Genomic DNA, 13,801 nt, shown 5'->3' with positions numbered 1-13,801 from the left:
CGGAACTGCCGCTGGTTGCCATGGCGGCGGCCACCGCTGCCGGCGGTCCGCGCGAAGCCGTCGATTACGACGAGTGCCTGTCCTGCCAGTAAAACGGCAGCAGCCTGGATGAAGATTGCGGCCCGGGAGACACCCGGGCCGTTTTCATTTCAACAGACTGCGATCAGGGCAGCTTCAGTTCCTGCTGTCCCGCTTCGGCGGTCGCCCTGCCCTGGCTCTCCTCCCAAAGCTCCGAAGCCGCCAGCAGGGTGATCAGCAGGCCGATGCTGACATGACTGGCAATCGCCTGATGGGCGGCGCCGTAATCCAGCACCCAGCTCGACACGATCAGCCACAGGCCGAGACCGATATTGAGCCACTCTTCCCATGGCTCCAGCCGGGCGATGGCAAAGGCCGAGAGCATCACGATGGCGCTGCCGACGATCACCGCGTTCCAGGTTGGCGCCGGCACCTCGCTGAAAGCCAGCAGCCATGGCGATGCCAGCACCGCAAGTCCGAGCAGCAGATCGGCCCAGTCCTGCTAATGGCGATAGAGGAACGGTTTCAGCATGACACACCTCCTGCCGGCTTGCGCACGGCGTTGCAGTCTCGCTGCTTGAGCAAATGCAAATCTGTTCTAATCGCTGGGGTCGCGGCCTGCGCCGCGCCAATCTACAGACAGATCAAACGGCGTCGGGACTGCCGACCTGCCATATCTCGATCGCGGCAACCACCACCACGCCGGCACCAAGCCCGATATGGGCGATCAGCGCCATATCGTAGCTGGTGAAGCCGATCAGCCAGGGCGACAGCACCGCCCACAGGCCGAGCAGGCCGTTGATATAGGCTTCCCAGCGATCGAGCAGGGTCAGCGCGAGCGCCGACAGCGCAAAGATCAGGCCGCCGATGATGACGGCATTGAGCGTCGCCGCATCCAGGCCGGTGAACTGAAGCAACCAGGGCGATACCGCCAGCAGCAGACCGAGCACCATGTTGGTCCAGTCCTGCCAGCGGCGTGTTTTCACCCTGGGCTCCGGATGTCCGGATGAATGATGATGCGTGACATGAGCCATGACGTTCCTCCTCCGGGATGGCGCCCGCTTGCGCCGGTCATCCCGCTGAAAAGGCCGTGCGACGGCTGCTTCCCCCGTGCATCGCGCACGGCTCACTAAATCAGATAGGGCCGCACAGCACGGCCGACCAGTAGGCTGGTCCCGCAGTGTGGCTTTTTTAAGCCGCCCGAGGGAGGCCGCCCGCCCGCCTAGAACCCGGCAATGGCAGACTGTTCTACCTGCGGCAGTACGTCGAAGGGCAGCATCGCATGAACGCCCTTGTTGCCATCCACCAGTTGGGTGATGTGCAGGTCGCAGGCCAGGCTGCAGAGCGCATAGGCATCATTCGCGGCCAGGCCGGCCACGGCGCCGAGCAGGTCGATCATGTCTTCCAGCGCCCGCGTCGCCGCATCGTCCAAGTCGGGGTCAAAGGCCATGGTGATCAGATGCGTCGGCGTCACCGCGCGCGGTCGCGGCAGGCTGCGGCCCTTGTGCAGCACAAAAGTGAAGTCGCCTTCCAGTGCGGTTTCCAGCGCGGTGAGATTGACCTCGCCATCGCCCTGGCAGGCATGGCCGTCACCGGTGGAGAACAGCGCGCCGGGCACGAAGACCGGCAGGAACAGCCTGGTGCCGGCGATCAGTTCGCGATTGTCGATATTGCCGCCGTATTCGCGCGGCTCGATGGTGGAAACCCGGCCATAGGATGGTCGCGGCGACACACCCATCACACCGAAGAACGGCCGCAGCGGCACCACCGAGCCCCAGGGGCATGTTGCCGTCATCGCATTGCGGTTGATCGGAATCTGCAGCAGCCGGCCTTCGGGAAAGCGATGTGGCAGGCTGCCGCGCAGCGGCCGGTTGGCATTCCAGCCCCAGTCCTGGATCAGCCGCACATCCTCGATCCGCACCTCCAGCACATCGCCCGGCATCGCGCCTTCGATTGCCACCGGCCCGGTCAGGATATGGCCGGGCAGCACGGGCTTGAGGGTTTCAACGATGGTGCGGTGTTCGGGTAACACGGCCAGACCAGCGCTGGCGGGCGGAATCACATCGGCGCCGCCCGAGACGGTGCGGATGGTGACGCTGGCGCCCGATGCCACGGTGAGCACCGGCTGCAAGGTGGCATCGAAGAAGCCCCAGTGAACGGTATCGGGGGTCGGTTCAAGCCGGTGATCGGTCATGCTGCGGGTCTGCCGTCTGGGTTTATGGCTGACCGCAGCCTAACCGATCACCGCTCCGGCTGCCTACTGGCGATCTCAGTGATGCTTGTGCTTGTGGCCATGGCTGTGGCTGCCGAGCGGCGCGCCGTAGCGATGGATATGCAGCGGCTCCTTGCACAGGCCACTGCAATAGCTGGCAACGGTCTTTTCCAGCTTATCGTACAGCAGGCGGTTGGGCTTGTTGATCGCCTCCAGCCGGGCCCGCGCGGTCTCGGCCTGCTTTGCCAGCTTGGCCAGATCGACATTCACCAGCTTGCGATTCTCCACCACCATCTTGCCGCCGACCATGACGGCATCGACCGATGTGCCATCCTCGGTATGCACCAGCTGGTTGACCGGATCGTTGAACGGAATCCAGTTGATGCTGTCGAGATCGAGGAAAACAATATCGGCCTTGTAGCCCTTCTCGATCCGCCCCAGCTTTCCCTCGAAGCCCAGCGCCTTGGCACTGCCGACGGTCGCCGCCTCCAGGATCTGGTCGGTGGTGAGCCAGTCGGCGATATCGGGGCCGCGCACCTTCGACACCATCGAGGCCAGTCGCATCGATTCATACATATTCTGGTTATCCGAGCAGTTGGCGCCATCGGTGCCGATGCCCAGGTTGACCTTGCGGCGCAGCATGCCGATCACATCGGCCAGGCCGCTGCCCAGCCGCATGTTGCTGCCGGGGTTGTGCGCCACCGAGGCCCCCTTGTCGCCCAGCCGCTTCATGTCGTCGTCATCCAGCCACACGCCATGCGCCACGGTGAAGTTCGGACCAACCGCGCCCATGTCGTCCATATGACTGGTCAGCGACTTGCCATAGCGCTTGTAGCCGGCAATGACCTGCAGCTTGGATTCCGAAACATGGCTGTGCATGGCGACATCGAAGTCGCGGGCGATCCGCACGCAGTCGGCAATGAATTCGTCCGAGCAATGATGCGGAATGGTGGGGGCAACCGCGGGCCGCACCAGATCGTGATCGTAATTCCAAGCCTTCAGCGCCTTGCGGATCGCCTTCACGCTGGTCTTATAGGGCGCGAGCCGCAGCCGTTCGACATCCTTCTGCAGGCCGGGCGTCAGGCGCTCCATCAGGCCCGGCACCGCCTCGAAGAAGGTGCGGTCGGCCACCATCGGGGCGACCACGGCGCGCATGCCGGCATCGGCATAGGCCTGGGCGCAGGCCTGCAGGCCTTCCACCGAGGGCATGGGGAATTCAACGGTGAGATCGTAAACCGCCGTGCAGCCTTTCAGCAGGCCTTCGGCAGCGCCGATCAGCGTGGTGAGATACTTGTCGTCCAGCGTGCGGTTGCCGCTGATCGCCGGTCCGGCGGTGAGTAGCAGTTCCAGCGTCCAGCGATCACCCATGCCCTTGGCGAGGTTGCCATGGCCATGCGTATGAGCATTGATCAGGCCGGGATGCAGTAGGCGGCGCCGCGCATCGATCACAATGGCATCGGCCGGCGCCGCCATGCCGGGCTTGCCGATTTCAACAATGGTGTCGCCGGCGATCAGGATATCGGCCGCATCGGCGCGATGCTTGGCGATGTTGACGATTTTACCGCCGCGGATGATCGTCTTGCGCTTTGCCATGCCGGCTTTCCTCACTGTTTTCCGTTATCGTTCGACCAGGGCACCAGAATGCGTTCGATGGCGACGACAATCTGGAACAGCACGATGCCCATGAAGGACAGCAGGATAAGCGCACCCCAGGCCAGTGGCACCTTGAAAAATGCCGTCGCACTGACGATCAGGTAACCCAGGCCGCGATCCGCATTGACGAATTCCGCCACCACGGCCCCCACCACCGCCAGGGCAATCGCCGCCTTCAGCCCGCTGAACACGATCGGCATGGCAAAGGGCAGCCGGATGCGCACCAGTTCCTGCCACCGGCTGGCCTTGCAGGCCCGCCCCAGCTCCAGCAGTTCCGGCGGCACCGCCAGCAGGCCGGCGGCGCAGGACAGCACCAGCGGGAAAAAGGCGACCAGGAAGGTGATGACGATGCGCGGCAGTTCGTTGGCGCCCAGTACGACCACCAGGATCGGCGCCAGCGCCACCTTCGGAATCGACTGGGTCAGGATCAGGATCGGATAGATCGCATTGGCGATCATCCGCGAGGATGTCAGCGCCACGGCCAGCGGCAGGCTGATGATCACCGACACCAGGAAACCGACCATAACGGTTGTCAGGGTGGCGCCGGCATGGGTGAGCACCTGCATGCGCATGGCCCAGGTTTCGCCCCAGATCGCACTGGGGCTGGGCAGCAGAAAGGCCGGGACGCCAAAGGCCCGGCAGGCGATTTCCCAGGCCAGGACGAGCAGCGCGAGCACAACAAGCGGCAGCCAGAATTCCTGGGTGCGACGCCACAGCGCCGCTTTTTTCCGGCGCGGTGCCGGCGTCGGCAAGACGATGGCGTCAGGCTGCACGGGCGCCCCTCCGGCCAAAAATCAGTTCGCGGATGCGGCGGGCGCAGCCCTGGAAGGCCTCGCTGCCTTCCTGGTCGAAGCTGCGCGGCCGCGACAGCGGCACATCGATGATCTCGACGATCTGGCCCGGGCGCGGCGACATCACCACCACACGGTCGGCCAGCAGTACCGCTTCGGGAATCGAATGGGTCACGAACACAATGGTCTTCGGCCGCTCGGTCCAGATCCGCAGCAGTTCCAGAGTCAGCTCTTCCCGCGTCAGGGCATCCAGCGCGCCGAAGGGTTCGTCCATCAGCAGCACGGAGGGATCATGCAGCAGCGCCCGGCAGATGGCGGCGCGCTGCTGCATGCCGCCAGAGAGTTCGCGGGGATATTTCTGCTCGAACCCGCCGAGACCGACCATGTCAAGCAGCTGGCTCGCCTTGGCCTTGCTGTCGGGCCGCAGCTTGCCCATCAGGCTGAGCGGAAACAGCACATTGTCCTTGATCGTGGCCCAGGGCAGCAGGGTTGGTGCCTGGAACACGATGCCGGTGTCTTCGCGCGGCCCGGTGACCATGGCGCCGTCGATGGTGATGGTTCCGTTGCTGAGCGGCAGCAGGCCGCCGATCAGGCGGAGCAAGGTGGATTTGCCGCAGCCCGAGGGACCGACCAGGGCGATGAACTCGCAGTCGCCGATGGTGAGCGAGGCATCCTTCAGCGCGACGATGTCTTCACCGTCGCGCGTCAGGAACACCTTGGATGCGCGGTCAATAGTGATCACGACCGGTCCCCCGCTGGATGCGTCACTTGCTCAGAAGGCTGGTATCCACCGCCTGGGCCGGATTCCAGGACTTGTCCAGATTCTGCGACTCCGCCACCACCTGCCAGGTGAAGTTCAGGCGTTCGGCGGTTTCCTTGCCGTAGCCGGTGGCCTTGTTGTAGTCAGCGAAGACGAACTTGGTGGTCGCCTTCACGCTGCCGATACAGTCATCCAGCGCCACTTCCGGAATCTTCTCGACATGCGCCTTGCAGGCCTCTTCGGGATTGGCATTGGCCCATTCATAGGCCTTGCGCGTCGCCAGCAGGAACCGCTTGGTCAGATCCGGTTTCTCGGCAATCATCTTGTCGGTTGCGATCACGGTCGCCGCATAGATGGCAAAGCCGGTCTCCACGAACGGCAGCACGACGATCTCTTCCTTGGCCGCCACGGCAGCCTTGTTCTGGTAATAGTGGTGGATCGAATAGAACGGCGCCGCATCGATATTCTTGGCGATGAGTTGCGCGGCCATCGCCGCACCATCCATGTTCACCCAGGTGATCTTGCTCGGATCGGCGCCCGCCAGTTCCGCCACTTTGGGGAAATACAGCTGGTGCGAATTGCCGGGCGTGGTGCTGACCTTCTTGCCCTGGATCTGCTTGAAATTGGTGATCCCGGAGCTTTTCAGCACGAACAGCGAATGCGGTGAAAACTGGTAGTTGATGGCAATGGCCTTGACCGGGACATTCGCCCGCGCCCGCGCGGTCAGCACGGCCCCCAGATCGGCAATGCCGAAATCGGCGGCGCCGCCGGCCAGCTTGGTCACCGTATCGCCCGAGCCATAGCCGCGCGTGATGGTGACGTCGATGCCTTCGGCAGCGTAAATGCCCTTCTGCCAGCCGCCGTAGAACATCGCGTGTTCGCCGGACGGAAGCCAATCTGTCTGGAAACGGACCTTGTCGGCTGCCGTGGCTGAAAACGGCAGCGCAATCAGCGCAGCCGCACAAAGCACCTTCTGCATCGTATGCGTGATCATTGTCGATTCCCCTTGGTTACCGATGTCGCCGTCGATGACTGTTTGCGATCAGAGAGGACCGCGCAGGGATCGCCGGTTTCACCATCAAGGGTGACCGAGCATGTCAGGGATGTCGTATGCCGATTTGCGCCTTGCCCTTAATCTGCCGTTATGGGTGCAGGCACAGCTGCCGGAATCTGCCCATCATCTTTGCAGAAACCCTACAATCTGCACAGATTACGTGCGCCGGCTGACGCAGGTCAGCCGGCAGGCGCGCCCTTGTGGCCGCGATAGCTGAAGAAGGACACGATCTGGTCGATGGTTTCGCCATCCTCAGCCAACGGACAATGGATATATTCCAGCACCGTCATCTTGAAGGTGAAGGGCATGGTCGGCGGCCCCTGCCGCAGATAGGCATGGCCGGTTTCCAGCACTTTCTGTCGCGTATCGATGATGATGGAGGCCGCCGGCAATTCGGCGACGATCTCGTCGAGGTAGCGGTGTCCGATCGTGACCGGGGACGCATCGATCACATCCTGCCCTACCACCTTCATCTTGAAGCGGGTGCGGTCCACCTCGCGATGCACCGTGACCAGCACCACGCCGGACAGCAGCGAGGGAATTTCCATCGGATCGAAATTCTGCCGCCGCGGCAGCCGGCCGGGCGGATGGATCGACAGCATGTAGCGGATGAAATCGGCCAGCCGCGGTGATTGCACCTTGGGCAGGCAGTCTCGTAACGCAGCGATGTTCCGCTGGCACAGGTCCAGCGGCTTGAGGGCGGGTGTCATGGCACCGGTTTAGCGGATCGCCGGCCCCGGCAAAGAGTTACATATTGATAATGCCACCGCCGACACCCGTCGCGCGAGGATCGGAAATCACTGCCATTACATAAACTTGCAGCTCGCCCGCCCTGTCTTCTCATAGCAGTCAAACCACACTCTGCAGCGTTATCTCCCATTCAGATGGCTGGCATCGGGTCAAACTATTTCAGCCATGACGGGCCACTCTCTAGGCTGGCTCACAGCTTGGATTCCACCTGCATCATATTGTCCACAATGAGAAAAACCCCGATGCACTGCAGGCCAATATTTGAGAAATCGATTCAGCAGCACAAACAGGCGCCGCACATGACATCTGCAGAGCAAAGCTTATCCGGCGCCTTCGCCGAACTGATGGCGATCCGCGCCGGCAGCGCGCTCGATGCCGGGGAAGTCACGATGACCGGCAGCGACCCGTTGTTCCGAACGCCGTTCCGCATCGGCGAGACGCTGGCGATGGCGTTGGCCGCCCGCGGCGTGGCGGCCAACGACCTCTGGGCATTGCGTACCGGAAAGCGGCAGAAAATCGCCGTCGATGCCCGCGCCGCGGCGATGACCTCGCTGTACGGACGCGAAGTGACGTTGCTGCGCGATGCGAGCGGGCAGTACCAGCCGGTTCCGGTCGCCCCCGCGCTCAAGCATATGGTGGCGATGACACAGCCCTGGCAGGCTGCCGACGGGCGCTGGGTGCTGCCGCATACCAACCTGCCGCATCTGCAGCGCCGCGTGTTCGATGTGCTGGACTGCGACAACACGGTCGAGTCCATCAAGGCCGCCGTGGCGCGCTGGAACGCTGACGACCTGGACCAGGCGATCGCGGCCGCCAATGCCTGTGCGGCCAAGGTTCTCACGCCGCAGGAATGGCTGGCGCATCCCCAGGGCGCCTATCTGGCATCCCGCCCCGTGGTCGAGATCACCCGGATTGCCGGCAGCGCACCGGAGCCGTTGCCCGCCGGTGGCGATCAGCCGCTGTCCGGCATACGCGTGCTCGATCTGACGCGCATCCTCGCCGGCCCCACCACCAGTCTGGGGCTGGCCGAACATGGTGCGGATGTGCTGATGGTGACGGCACCCGACCTGCCGCAGGTGCCCTCCTTCGTGCGCGATACCAGCCATGGCAAGCGCAGCTGCTTCCTCGACATCAAGCGCGCCGAGGACGCCGCGACGTTCCGAGCACTGGTGCGGGAGGCCGATGTGCTGGTCGACGGCTACCGCCCCGGCCGGCTGGCGGCGCATGGTTTCGGCGTCGACGAGCTGATCGCCCTGCGCCCGGGGCTGATCCATGTCAGCGTCAACTGTTTCGGCTCCGGCGGACCGCTCGCCGACCGCGCCGGCTGGGACCAGATCGCCCAGGCGATCACCGGCATCTGCCACACGCAGGGCGAGGCAACGGCGGCCGGGCAGCCGAAACTCACACCCGTGCCGATGTGCGATTTCCTCACCGGTTTCCTCGGCACCTTCGGCGCCCTGCTGGCGCTGGCGCGGCGCGCGCGCGAGGGCGGCAGCTATCGCGTGCAGGTGTCGCTCTGCCAGGCCGCCATGCTGTTCCAGCGCCAGGGGCTGATCGACAATTTCCATGCTGCGCCGGGACAGCTCACGCCCGCGGAGTTCGACGCCCTCGCGGTCTGTGTCGATAACACGGCTTACGGCGACCTGAAGACCCTCGGCCCGGTGCTGCGGATGTCAGACACACCCTGCCGCTGGTCACGCCCGACGCCGAAACTGGGCAACGACCGGGCGGAGTGGCTGGGACGGCCAGTCAACTGAACTGGGCAACCGCCAAATCTGCCCCGGACAACAAATGCTGCACGAAGGCTGGCGCGTGCATGCCCGGCAGTCCACTGCGCCAGGCCACATAGAGTTCTTTCTCCAGCGGCGGTGCCACGAACGGGATAGCGCGCAAGCTCCCTGCCTTCACCTCATCTGCCACTGCCGATGCCAGCACCAGCGAAATCCCCAAACCGGCTTTGACGGCCTGTTTCACGGCTTCGGTGCTGCCCAATTGCATCGCAACCCGAGGCATTGGTACAGAGCCGCCGAAATAGCGGGCCAGCATCCGGCCGGTGCCGGTACCCGGTTCTCCGCCGAGGAGGTCGTGCCGGCTTAATTCATCGCGTGAGATATGGGCTTGGTAGCCCAGCGCATGGTCGGGCGGCACGATGACCACAACCGGTTCGCTTTTCCAATACTGCGCATGACAGCCATCTCGGTTGTCCCACCATTCCATCACCGCCACATCGATCTCGCTGTTCTCCAGCTTCTGGGCGATAGCAGGGTTGCGGTCGATAACAATGTCATAGGCCTTGTCACCGTGCGTCTGCAGGTAGGAACGGATATGCGGCTGCAACAGGTAGATGCCGACATTCGAACTGGCACCAATACGCAGGTGGTCTCCCGATACTGCCGCGAGCGCCCGGTCATTGACCCTCAGGATACTCTGGGCATAGGGCAGGAAGTTCAAGGCATCCCGCGTCGGCTCGCATCCCGTGCGTGACCGAAGAAACAGTGGTTTACCGAGTTGCTCTTCCAGCTTCTGGATATGCAGGGTCGCTGTAGGCTGCGCAATGCCAAGCTTTTCCGCCGTCCCCTGAAAACTCTTCTGTTCGATCAAGGCCAGAAAAGTCTGGACCCACACCAGATTCAGCATGGTCAAGCCGCCTGCCGCGGATCGTTGACGGCATCCATCGGCCGCTGGCCTGACAAGGCCTGCAGGATGTTTTCCGCTGCCCGCATCTCAATGGCGAGCCGCACCTTCTGGACAGCAGAGCCGATATGCGGGCTGAAGAGCGTATGGGGATGCGCCAGCAGTTCCGGCGCAATCTCGCGTGGCCGGTCCGCCCTGGCCCAGTCCTCAAGCTCGAAGACATCGGCTGCGTAGCCAGCGAGATGGCCTGACTGCAAGGCCATCAGGACATCGGCTTCGTTGACCACGGAACCACGGCAAGGATTGACCAGGAAAGCGCCGGGCTTCATCTGTGCCAGCCGACCGGCATTGATGAGGTGAATGGTTTGTGGGGTCAGCGGCAGCGCCAGAATGACGATATCGGACTGCTGGAGTAGAGCGGTGAGATCCGTCCAGCCGATCTCCAGCATGGTTTCAACATTGCCCGGAGCCTGAGTACGGTCTGTGTAGACCACATGGGCGCCCCACCCCTTGAAACGCGCCGCCATGGCCTGGCCGATCGCCCCCATGCCAACAATGCCGATTGTCGAGCCTTCGATGCCAAGGCCGTAAAGTTCGGGACGCCAGCCCTGGAATTTTCCAGAACGGACACGGGAATCGGCTTCGAGGATTTTCCGGGTCAGTCCGATTGTCAGTCCGATCGCCAGCTCGGCTGTCGGCACGGTCAGCAGGTCGGGCACAAAGCTCAACCAGACGCCGTGGCCCGTGCAGGCGTCGACATCGAAATTGTCATAGCCTTTCAGCGCGGCGCCGATGATCTTCAGCTTCGGGCAGGCCGACAAGAACGCCGCGTCTACCCGGTCCGGCATGAACGCCATCATGGCGTCGGCCTGCGCATTACGGGCCATCACTTCGCCTGCTGCTGCCGTATCCGGCGTCTGGTTGGTGACCAGATCGCAATCGCGACCGAGGTATTCGAGGACTTCCTGATGAACCTTATGGGTCAGGACAACGCGAGGCTTCACAGGCGCACCCTTACTTGAATTTCTTGCGGAGATGGCCGCTCAGGCCATCAACGATCGTCACCATGACCAGGATAACCAGCAGGATGGCACTGACTTCCTGGTACTGCATGATGCGCAGCGACCCCATCAGCTCGAAGCCGATACCACCCGCACCGACCATGCCCATTACGGTGGAGGCACGGAAATTGTATTCCCAGCGATAAATCGAGACATCGGCGAACTGGGGCAGCACCTGCGGCAGCACCGCGTGGAACAGAACCTGTAGCGGCGTGGCGCCCGCCGCGCGGGCGGCCTCCACGGGAGCCTCATCCACATGCTCGATCGCTTCCGCAAAGAACTTTCCGACCATGCCGACGCTGTGCAGGCCGAGCGCCAGAACACCGGGCAGCGCACCGAAGCCGACGGCGGCCACGAAAATGATGCCCATGATGAGTTCAGGGACCGAGCGAAGCGCATTCAGCAATGTGCGCGCCGCATGGAAGATGGTGGGATGCGGCGCCGTGTTGCGCGCTGCCAGGAAGGCCAAGGGAAAGGACAGCAGAACTGCGACCGCGGTACCCGCAACGCTCATCGCCAGCGTATCGACCAACGGCTTCACCCAGCTCTGGGCGTTGGTGAAATCGGGCGGCATGGACTCGCCGGCCAGTGTCAGGATGGCGGGAATGCCATTGACCAGGGTTCCGACATCCAGAAGGCCGACATACCAGGCTGCAGTGAGAACAATGACCGCCACCACGGCGATTTGCATCGCCTGTCGTTTCCAGGACTTCCCGTAGGCGTCCAGAACCTGGGCTTTTGTAAAAGCAATCGCCGTGGCGTCGGTCATGTCACTCACTCACATCGTCGCGAAGTCTAGTTTCAGCAGCTTGCCCATGTCACGGATGACGTCATATTCCTTGTCCGTGATCGGGGCGAAGCCATCAGCCTTGAAGTTCTTCAGGACGGCCGAATCCTTCATGTTCACGAAAGTCGAGCGGATTTTGTCCTTGAGCTTGCCATCAAGGTCGGAACGCATCGTCCAGGGGTATTGCGGATACTCCTTGCTGTAGCCCAGCACCTTGACCTTGCTGGCGTCGACCAGCTTGCGCTCGGTCACCGCTTTCCAGATGACTTCCGACAATCCGCCCGCATCGGCATTGCCGTTGGCGACATTCACCGCGACCGCGTCATGCGTGCCGACGAAGTGCTGGCTGTAATCCTTGTCCTGAACCAGACCAGCTTCCGCCAGAACGGTCTTCGGAATCAGGTGGCTGGAGGTCGAGGCCCGGTCGCCGTAGGCCATCTTCTTGCCCTTGATATCGGCAAGCGAATTGACACCCGAATTCGCATTGGCAATCACGACCGAACGATAGGTCGGCTTGCCGTCCTGGGTCATGGCGGCGAACGGCTCGATATTGGCCTTGGTCTTGGCCAGCACATAGGACAGCGGGCCGAAATAGGCGAGATCGATACGACCGAAGCGCATGGCCTCAATCATCGAGGAATAATCGGTGGTGACCACGAGCTGGATTTTCTTGCCCAGCTCCTTTTCCAGAAGGTCTTTGAGTGGCTGGTTCCTCTTGATGAGTTCGGAAGCATTCTCATCCGGCAGCAGGGCCACTTTCAGGGTATCCGGGTTGGCCTCGGCGGCCAGGACCGGCGCGGTCAGGCCAACGGCCATGGCCGCGGCAAGAGCGAGTTTTAACAAGCGGTTCATGCGGACATCTCCATTTCCGGGATTAAAGCTGGGCTGGTGGCAGTATGGACAACGGGTTTGACGATGGCGGCCGCTGACGGCTTCAGGTGGCCGGCATAGATTTCGGCCAGCGTGCCGCTGCTGAGGTCTGCCGGCGTGCCATCGAAGACAATCCGGGTGTTGGCGATGCCAACGACGCGGTCGGCGAAACGCTGGGCATATTCCAGCTGGTGGAGCGAGACCACCGCGGTGATACCGTCGGCCCGACAGATATTGCGCAGCAGCTCCAGCACCTTCTCGGATGTCGCCGGGTCCAGGCTCGCTACCGGCTCGTCGGCCAGGATCATGCTGGGCTGTTGGGCCAGGGCCCGGGCGATGCCCACCCGCTGTTTCTGACCGCCGGAAAGCTGGTCGACACGCGACATGGCCTTGTCGGCCAGCCCGACGCGCTCCAGGCAATGTAAAGCCAGCTCGATATCGGCCCGTGGCAGCGGCAGGAAACTGCGGAGCGTGCCGTGATAGCCCAGGCGCCCCGTGAGCACGTTGGCCAGCGCAGTATGGCGTTCGATGAGCTGATGATGCTGGAAGACGAGCGCCGTTTTGCGGCGGTGCTGACGCAGTGCACCGGATGCGCCAAGCAGGCCGAATTCCGGAGACACAATGTCGCCCGTGGTCGGACGAACCAGCAGGTTCAGGGTCCGCAGAAGCGTGGATTTACCGGCGCCGGACAGGCCGAGCAGAACAGCAAATTCACCCTTGTGGAAATCGATGCTGGCGGACCGCAGCGCCACGACCCCACCTGGATAGGTAACTCCCACATTCTGCAGGCGAAGGACCGGCTGGCCTCGGATAGACTGGGTCGCCATAAATCACCTTTTATAATCCTGCGGGGCCTGCGATTGGATTTCGCAATACCTAGATACGCGCGGTGACTTAGCCGTGACTCCTTGATGAATGTTTCGTGACGCGCGCCCCGAGACTCATTCGGTGATCCCTGTCACATCAATTTAACTTGTACACAATTTAATTGCCCGCTATATTTCTCCCTGTAACCGACACCCCTCGCCACCCAACAGGAGAGTTTCTCATGTCCATCACCCCGCTCTACACCACCTCTGCCACCGCCACCGGCGGCCGCTCCGGCAAGGTCACCTCGGCCGACGGCATCATCGACATGACCCTGGCCATGCCCAAGGAACTGGGTGGCCCCGGCAATGCCGCCAACCCGGAAACCTTCTTCGCCAGCGGCT

General features: G+C 62.8%; 14 protein-coding genes. 1 reads left to right on the top strand and 13 read right to left on the bottom strand.

Going from position 1 to position 13,801, the window contains the following annotated elements:
- Nucleotides 1-163: 163 nt before the first annotated feature.
- From AAG799_RS19230 to AAG799_RS19195, 8 genes are all read right to left on the bottom strand, one after another.
- Nucleotides 164-505, bottom strand: a complete 342-nt coding sequence (locus AAG799_RS19230; protein WP_341898451.1) for an SPW repeat protein — start codon at nt 503-505, stop codon at nt 164-166.
- Nucleotides 506-662: 157 nt separating this feature from the next.
- Nucleotides 663-1,004, bottom strand: coding sequence for an SPW repeat protein (locus AAG799_RS19225; protein ID WP_341898448.1), 342 nt, complete (start codon nt 1,002-1,004; stop codon nt 663-665).
- 236 nt (nt 1,005-1,240) lie between these two features.
- Nucleotides 1,241-2,212, bottom strand: a complete 972-nt coding sequence (locus AAG799_RS19220; RefSeq protein WP_341898446.1) for an acetamidase/formamidase family protein — start codon at nt 2,210-2,212, stop codon at nt 1,241-1,243.
- Nucleotides 2,213-2,287: 75 nt separating this feature from the next.
- A complete protein-coding gene (locus AAG799_RS19215) occupies nt 2,288-3,823 on the bottom strand; it encodes an amidohydrolase family protein (RefSeq protein ID WP_341898444.1) in 1,536 nt (511 codons plus the stop codon).
- Between the two features lie 11 nt (nt 3,824-3,834).
- A complete protein-coding gene (locus AAG799_RS19210; protein ID WP_341898442.1) occupies nt 3,835-4,656 on the bottom strand; it encodes an ABC transporter permease in 822 nt (273 codons plus the stop codon).
- Nucleotides 4,646-5,416: an ABC transporter ATP-binding protein gene (locus AAG799_RS19205; protein WP_341898441.1), complete on the bottom strand. Its 771-nt coding sequence runs from the start codon at nt 5,414-5,416 to the stop codon at nt 4,646-4,648. Before AAG799_RS19205 ends, AAG799_RS19210 begins: the two co-directional genes overlap by 11 nt.
- A gap of 22 nt (nt 5,417-5,438) precedes the next feature.
- Nucleotides 5,439-6,428 (bottom strand): ABC transporter substrate-binding protein, encoded by a 990-nt coding sequence (locus tag AAG799_RS19200; protein ID WP_341898440.1) that lies wholly within the window; start codon nt 6,426-6,428, stop codon nt 5,439-5,441.
- 239 nt (nt 6,429-6,667) lie between these two features.
- Nucleotides 6,668-7,198: a hypothetical protein gene (locus tag AAG799_RS19195; RefSeq protein WP_341898439.1), complete on the bottom strand. Its 531-nt coding sequence runs from the start codon at nt 7,196-7,198 to the stop codon at nt 6,668-6,670.
- A 339-nt stretch (nt 7,199-7,537) separates the two neighbouring features.
- On the opposite strand from AAG799_RS19195, the gene AAG799_RS19190 reads away from it, so the two are divergent.
- Nucleotides 7,538-8,995 (top strand): CoA transferase, encoded by a 1,458-nt coding sequence (locus AAG799_RS19190; RefSeq protein ID WP_341898437.1) that lies wholly within the window; start codon nt 7,538-7,540, stop codon nt 8,993-8,995.
- Here the strand turns inward: AAG799_RS19190 and AAG799_RS19185 are convergent.
- From AAG799_RS19185 to phnC, 5 genes are read right to left on the bottom strand one after another with little or no spacing between them, the layout of a single operon-like run.
- Nucleotides 8,988-9,875, bottom strand: a complete 888-nt coding sequence (locus tag AAG799_RS19185; RefSeq protein ID WP_341898435.1) for a LysR family transcriptional regulator — start codon at nt 9,873-9,875, stop codon at nt 8,988-8,990. The genes AAG799_RS19190 and AAG799_RS19185 overlap by 8 nt on opposite strands.
- 2 nt (nt 9,876-9,877) lie before the next feature.
- The gene (locus AAG799_RS19180; RefSeq protein WP_341898433.1) at nt 9,878-10,876 is read right to left on the bottom strand and encodes a phosphonate dehydrogenase; all 999 of its coding nucleotides are present in this window, start codon (nt 10,874-10,876) and stop codon (nt 9,878-9,880) included.
- A 10-nt stretch (nt 10,877-10,886) separates the two neighbouring features.
- On the bottom strand, nt 10,887-11,702 hold the full coding sequence (phnE, locus tag AAG799_RS19175) for a phosphonate ABC transporter, permease protein PhnE (RefSeq protein WP_341898432.1): 816 nt from the start codon (nt 11,700-11,702) through the stop codon (nt 10,887-10,889).
- A 9-nt stretch (nt 11,703-11,711) separates the two neighbouring features.
- Entirely contained in the window at nt 11,712-12,536 is an 825-nt protein-coding gene (phnD, locus tag AAG799_RS19170) for a phosphate/phosphite/phosphonate ABC transporter substrate-binding protein (protein WP_341898450.1), read from the bottom strand.
- Nucleotides 12,537-12,568: 32 nt separating this feature from the next.
- Nucleotides 12,569-13,417 (bottom strand): phosphonate ABC transporter ATP-binding protein, encoded by an 849-nt coding sequence (gene phnC, locus AAG799_RS19165; protein WP_341898431.1) that lies wholly within the window; start codon nt 13,415-13,417, stop codon nt 12,569-12,571.
- Nucleotides 13,418-13,801 lie beyond the last annotated feature (384 nt).

Origin of the sequence: Ferrovibrio terrae, from assembly GCF_943371255.1 — a bacterium.
Classification (GTDB): domain Bacteria; phylum Pseudomonadota; class Alphaproteobacteria; order Ferrovibrionales; family Ferrovibrionaceae; genus Ferrovibrio; species Ferrovibrio terrae_B.
This window is presented reverse-complemented; position numbering and strand designations above follow the sequence as displayed.

Bases quoted from the DNA above. Each gene is read 5' to 3' on its own strand.
- AAG799_RS19220 (WP_341898446.1), bottom strand. From the start codon at position 2,212: ATGACCGATCACCGGCTTGAACCGACCCCCGATACCGTTCACTGGGGC.
- AAG799_RS19215 (WP_341898444.1), bottom strand. From the start codon at position 3,823: ATGGCAAAGCGCAAGACGATCATCCGCGGCGGTAAAATCGTCAACATC.
- AAG799_RS19200 (WP_341898440.1), bottom strand. From the start codon at position 6,428: ATGATCACGCATACGATGCAGAAGGTGCTTTGTGCGGCTGCGCTGATT.
- AAG799_RS19195 (WP_341898439.1), bottom strand. From the start codon at position 7,198: ATGACACCCGCCCTCAAGCCGCTGGACCTGTGCCAGCGGAACATCGCT.
- AAG799_RS19190 (WP_341898437.1), top strand. From the start codon at position 7,538: ATGACATCTGCAGAGCAAAGCTTATCCGGCGCCTTCGCCGAACTGATG.
- AAG799_RS19185 (WP_341898435.1), bottom strand. From the start codon at position 9,875: ATGCTGAATCTGGTGTGGGTCCAGACTTTTCTGGCCTTGATCGAACAG.
- phnE (WP_341898432.1), bottom strand. From the start codon at position 11,702: ATGACCGACGCCACGGCGATTGCTTTTACAAAAGCCCAGGTTCTGGAC.
- phnD (WP_341898450.1), bottom strand. From the start codon at position 12,536: ATGGCCGTTGGCCTGACCGCGCCGGTCCTGGCCGCCGAGGCCAACCCG.
- phnC (WP_341898431.1), bottom strand. From the start codon at position 13,417: ATGGCGACCCAGTCTATCCGAGGCCAGCCGGTCCTTCGCCTGCAGAAT.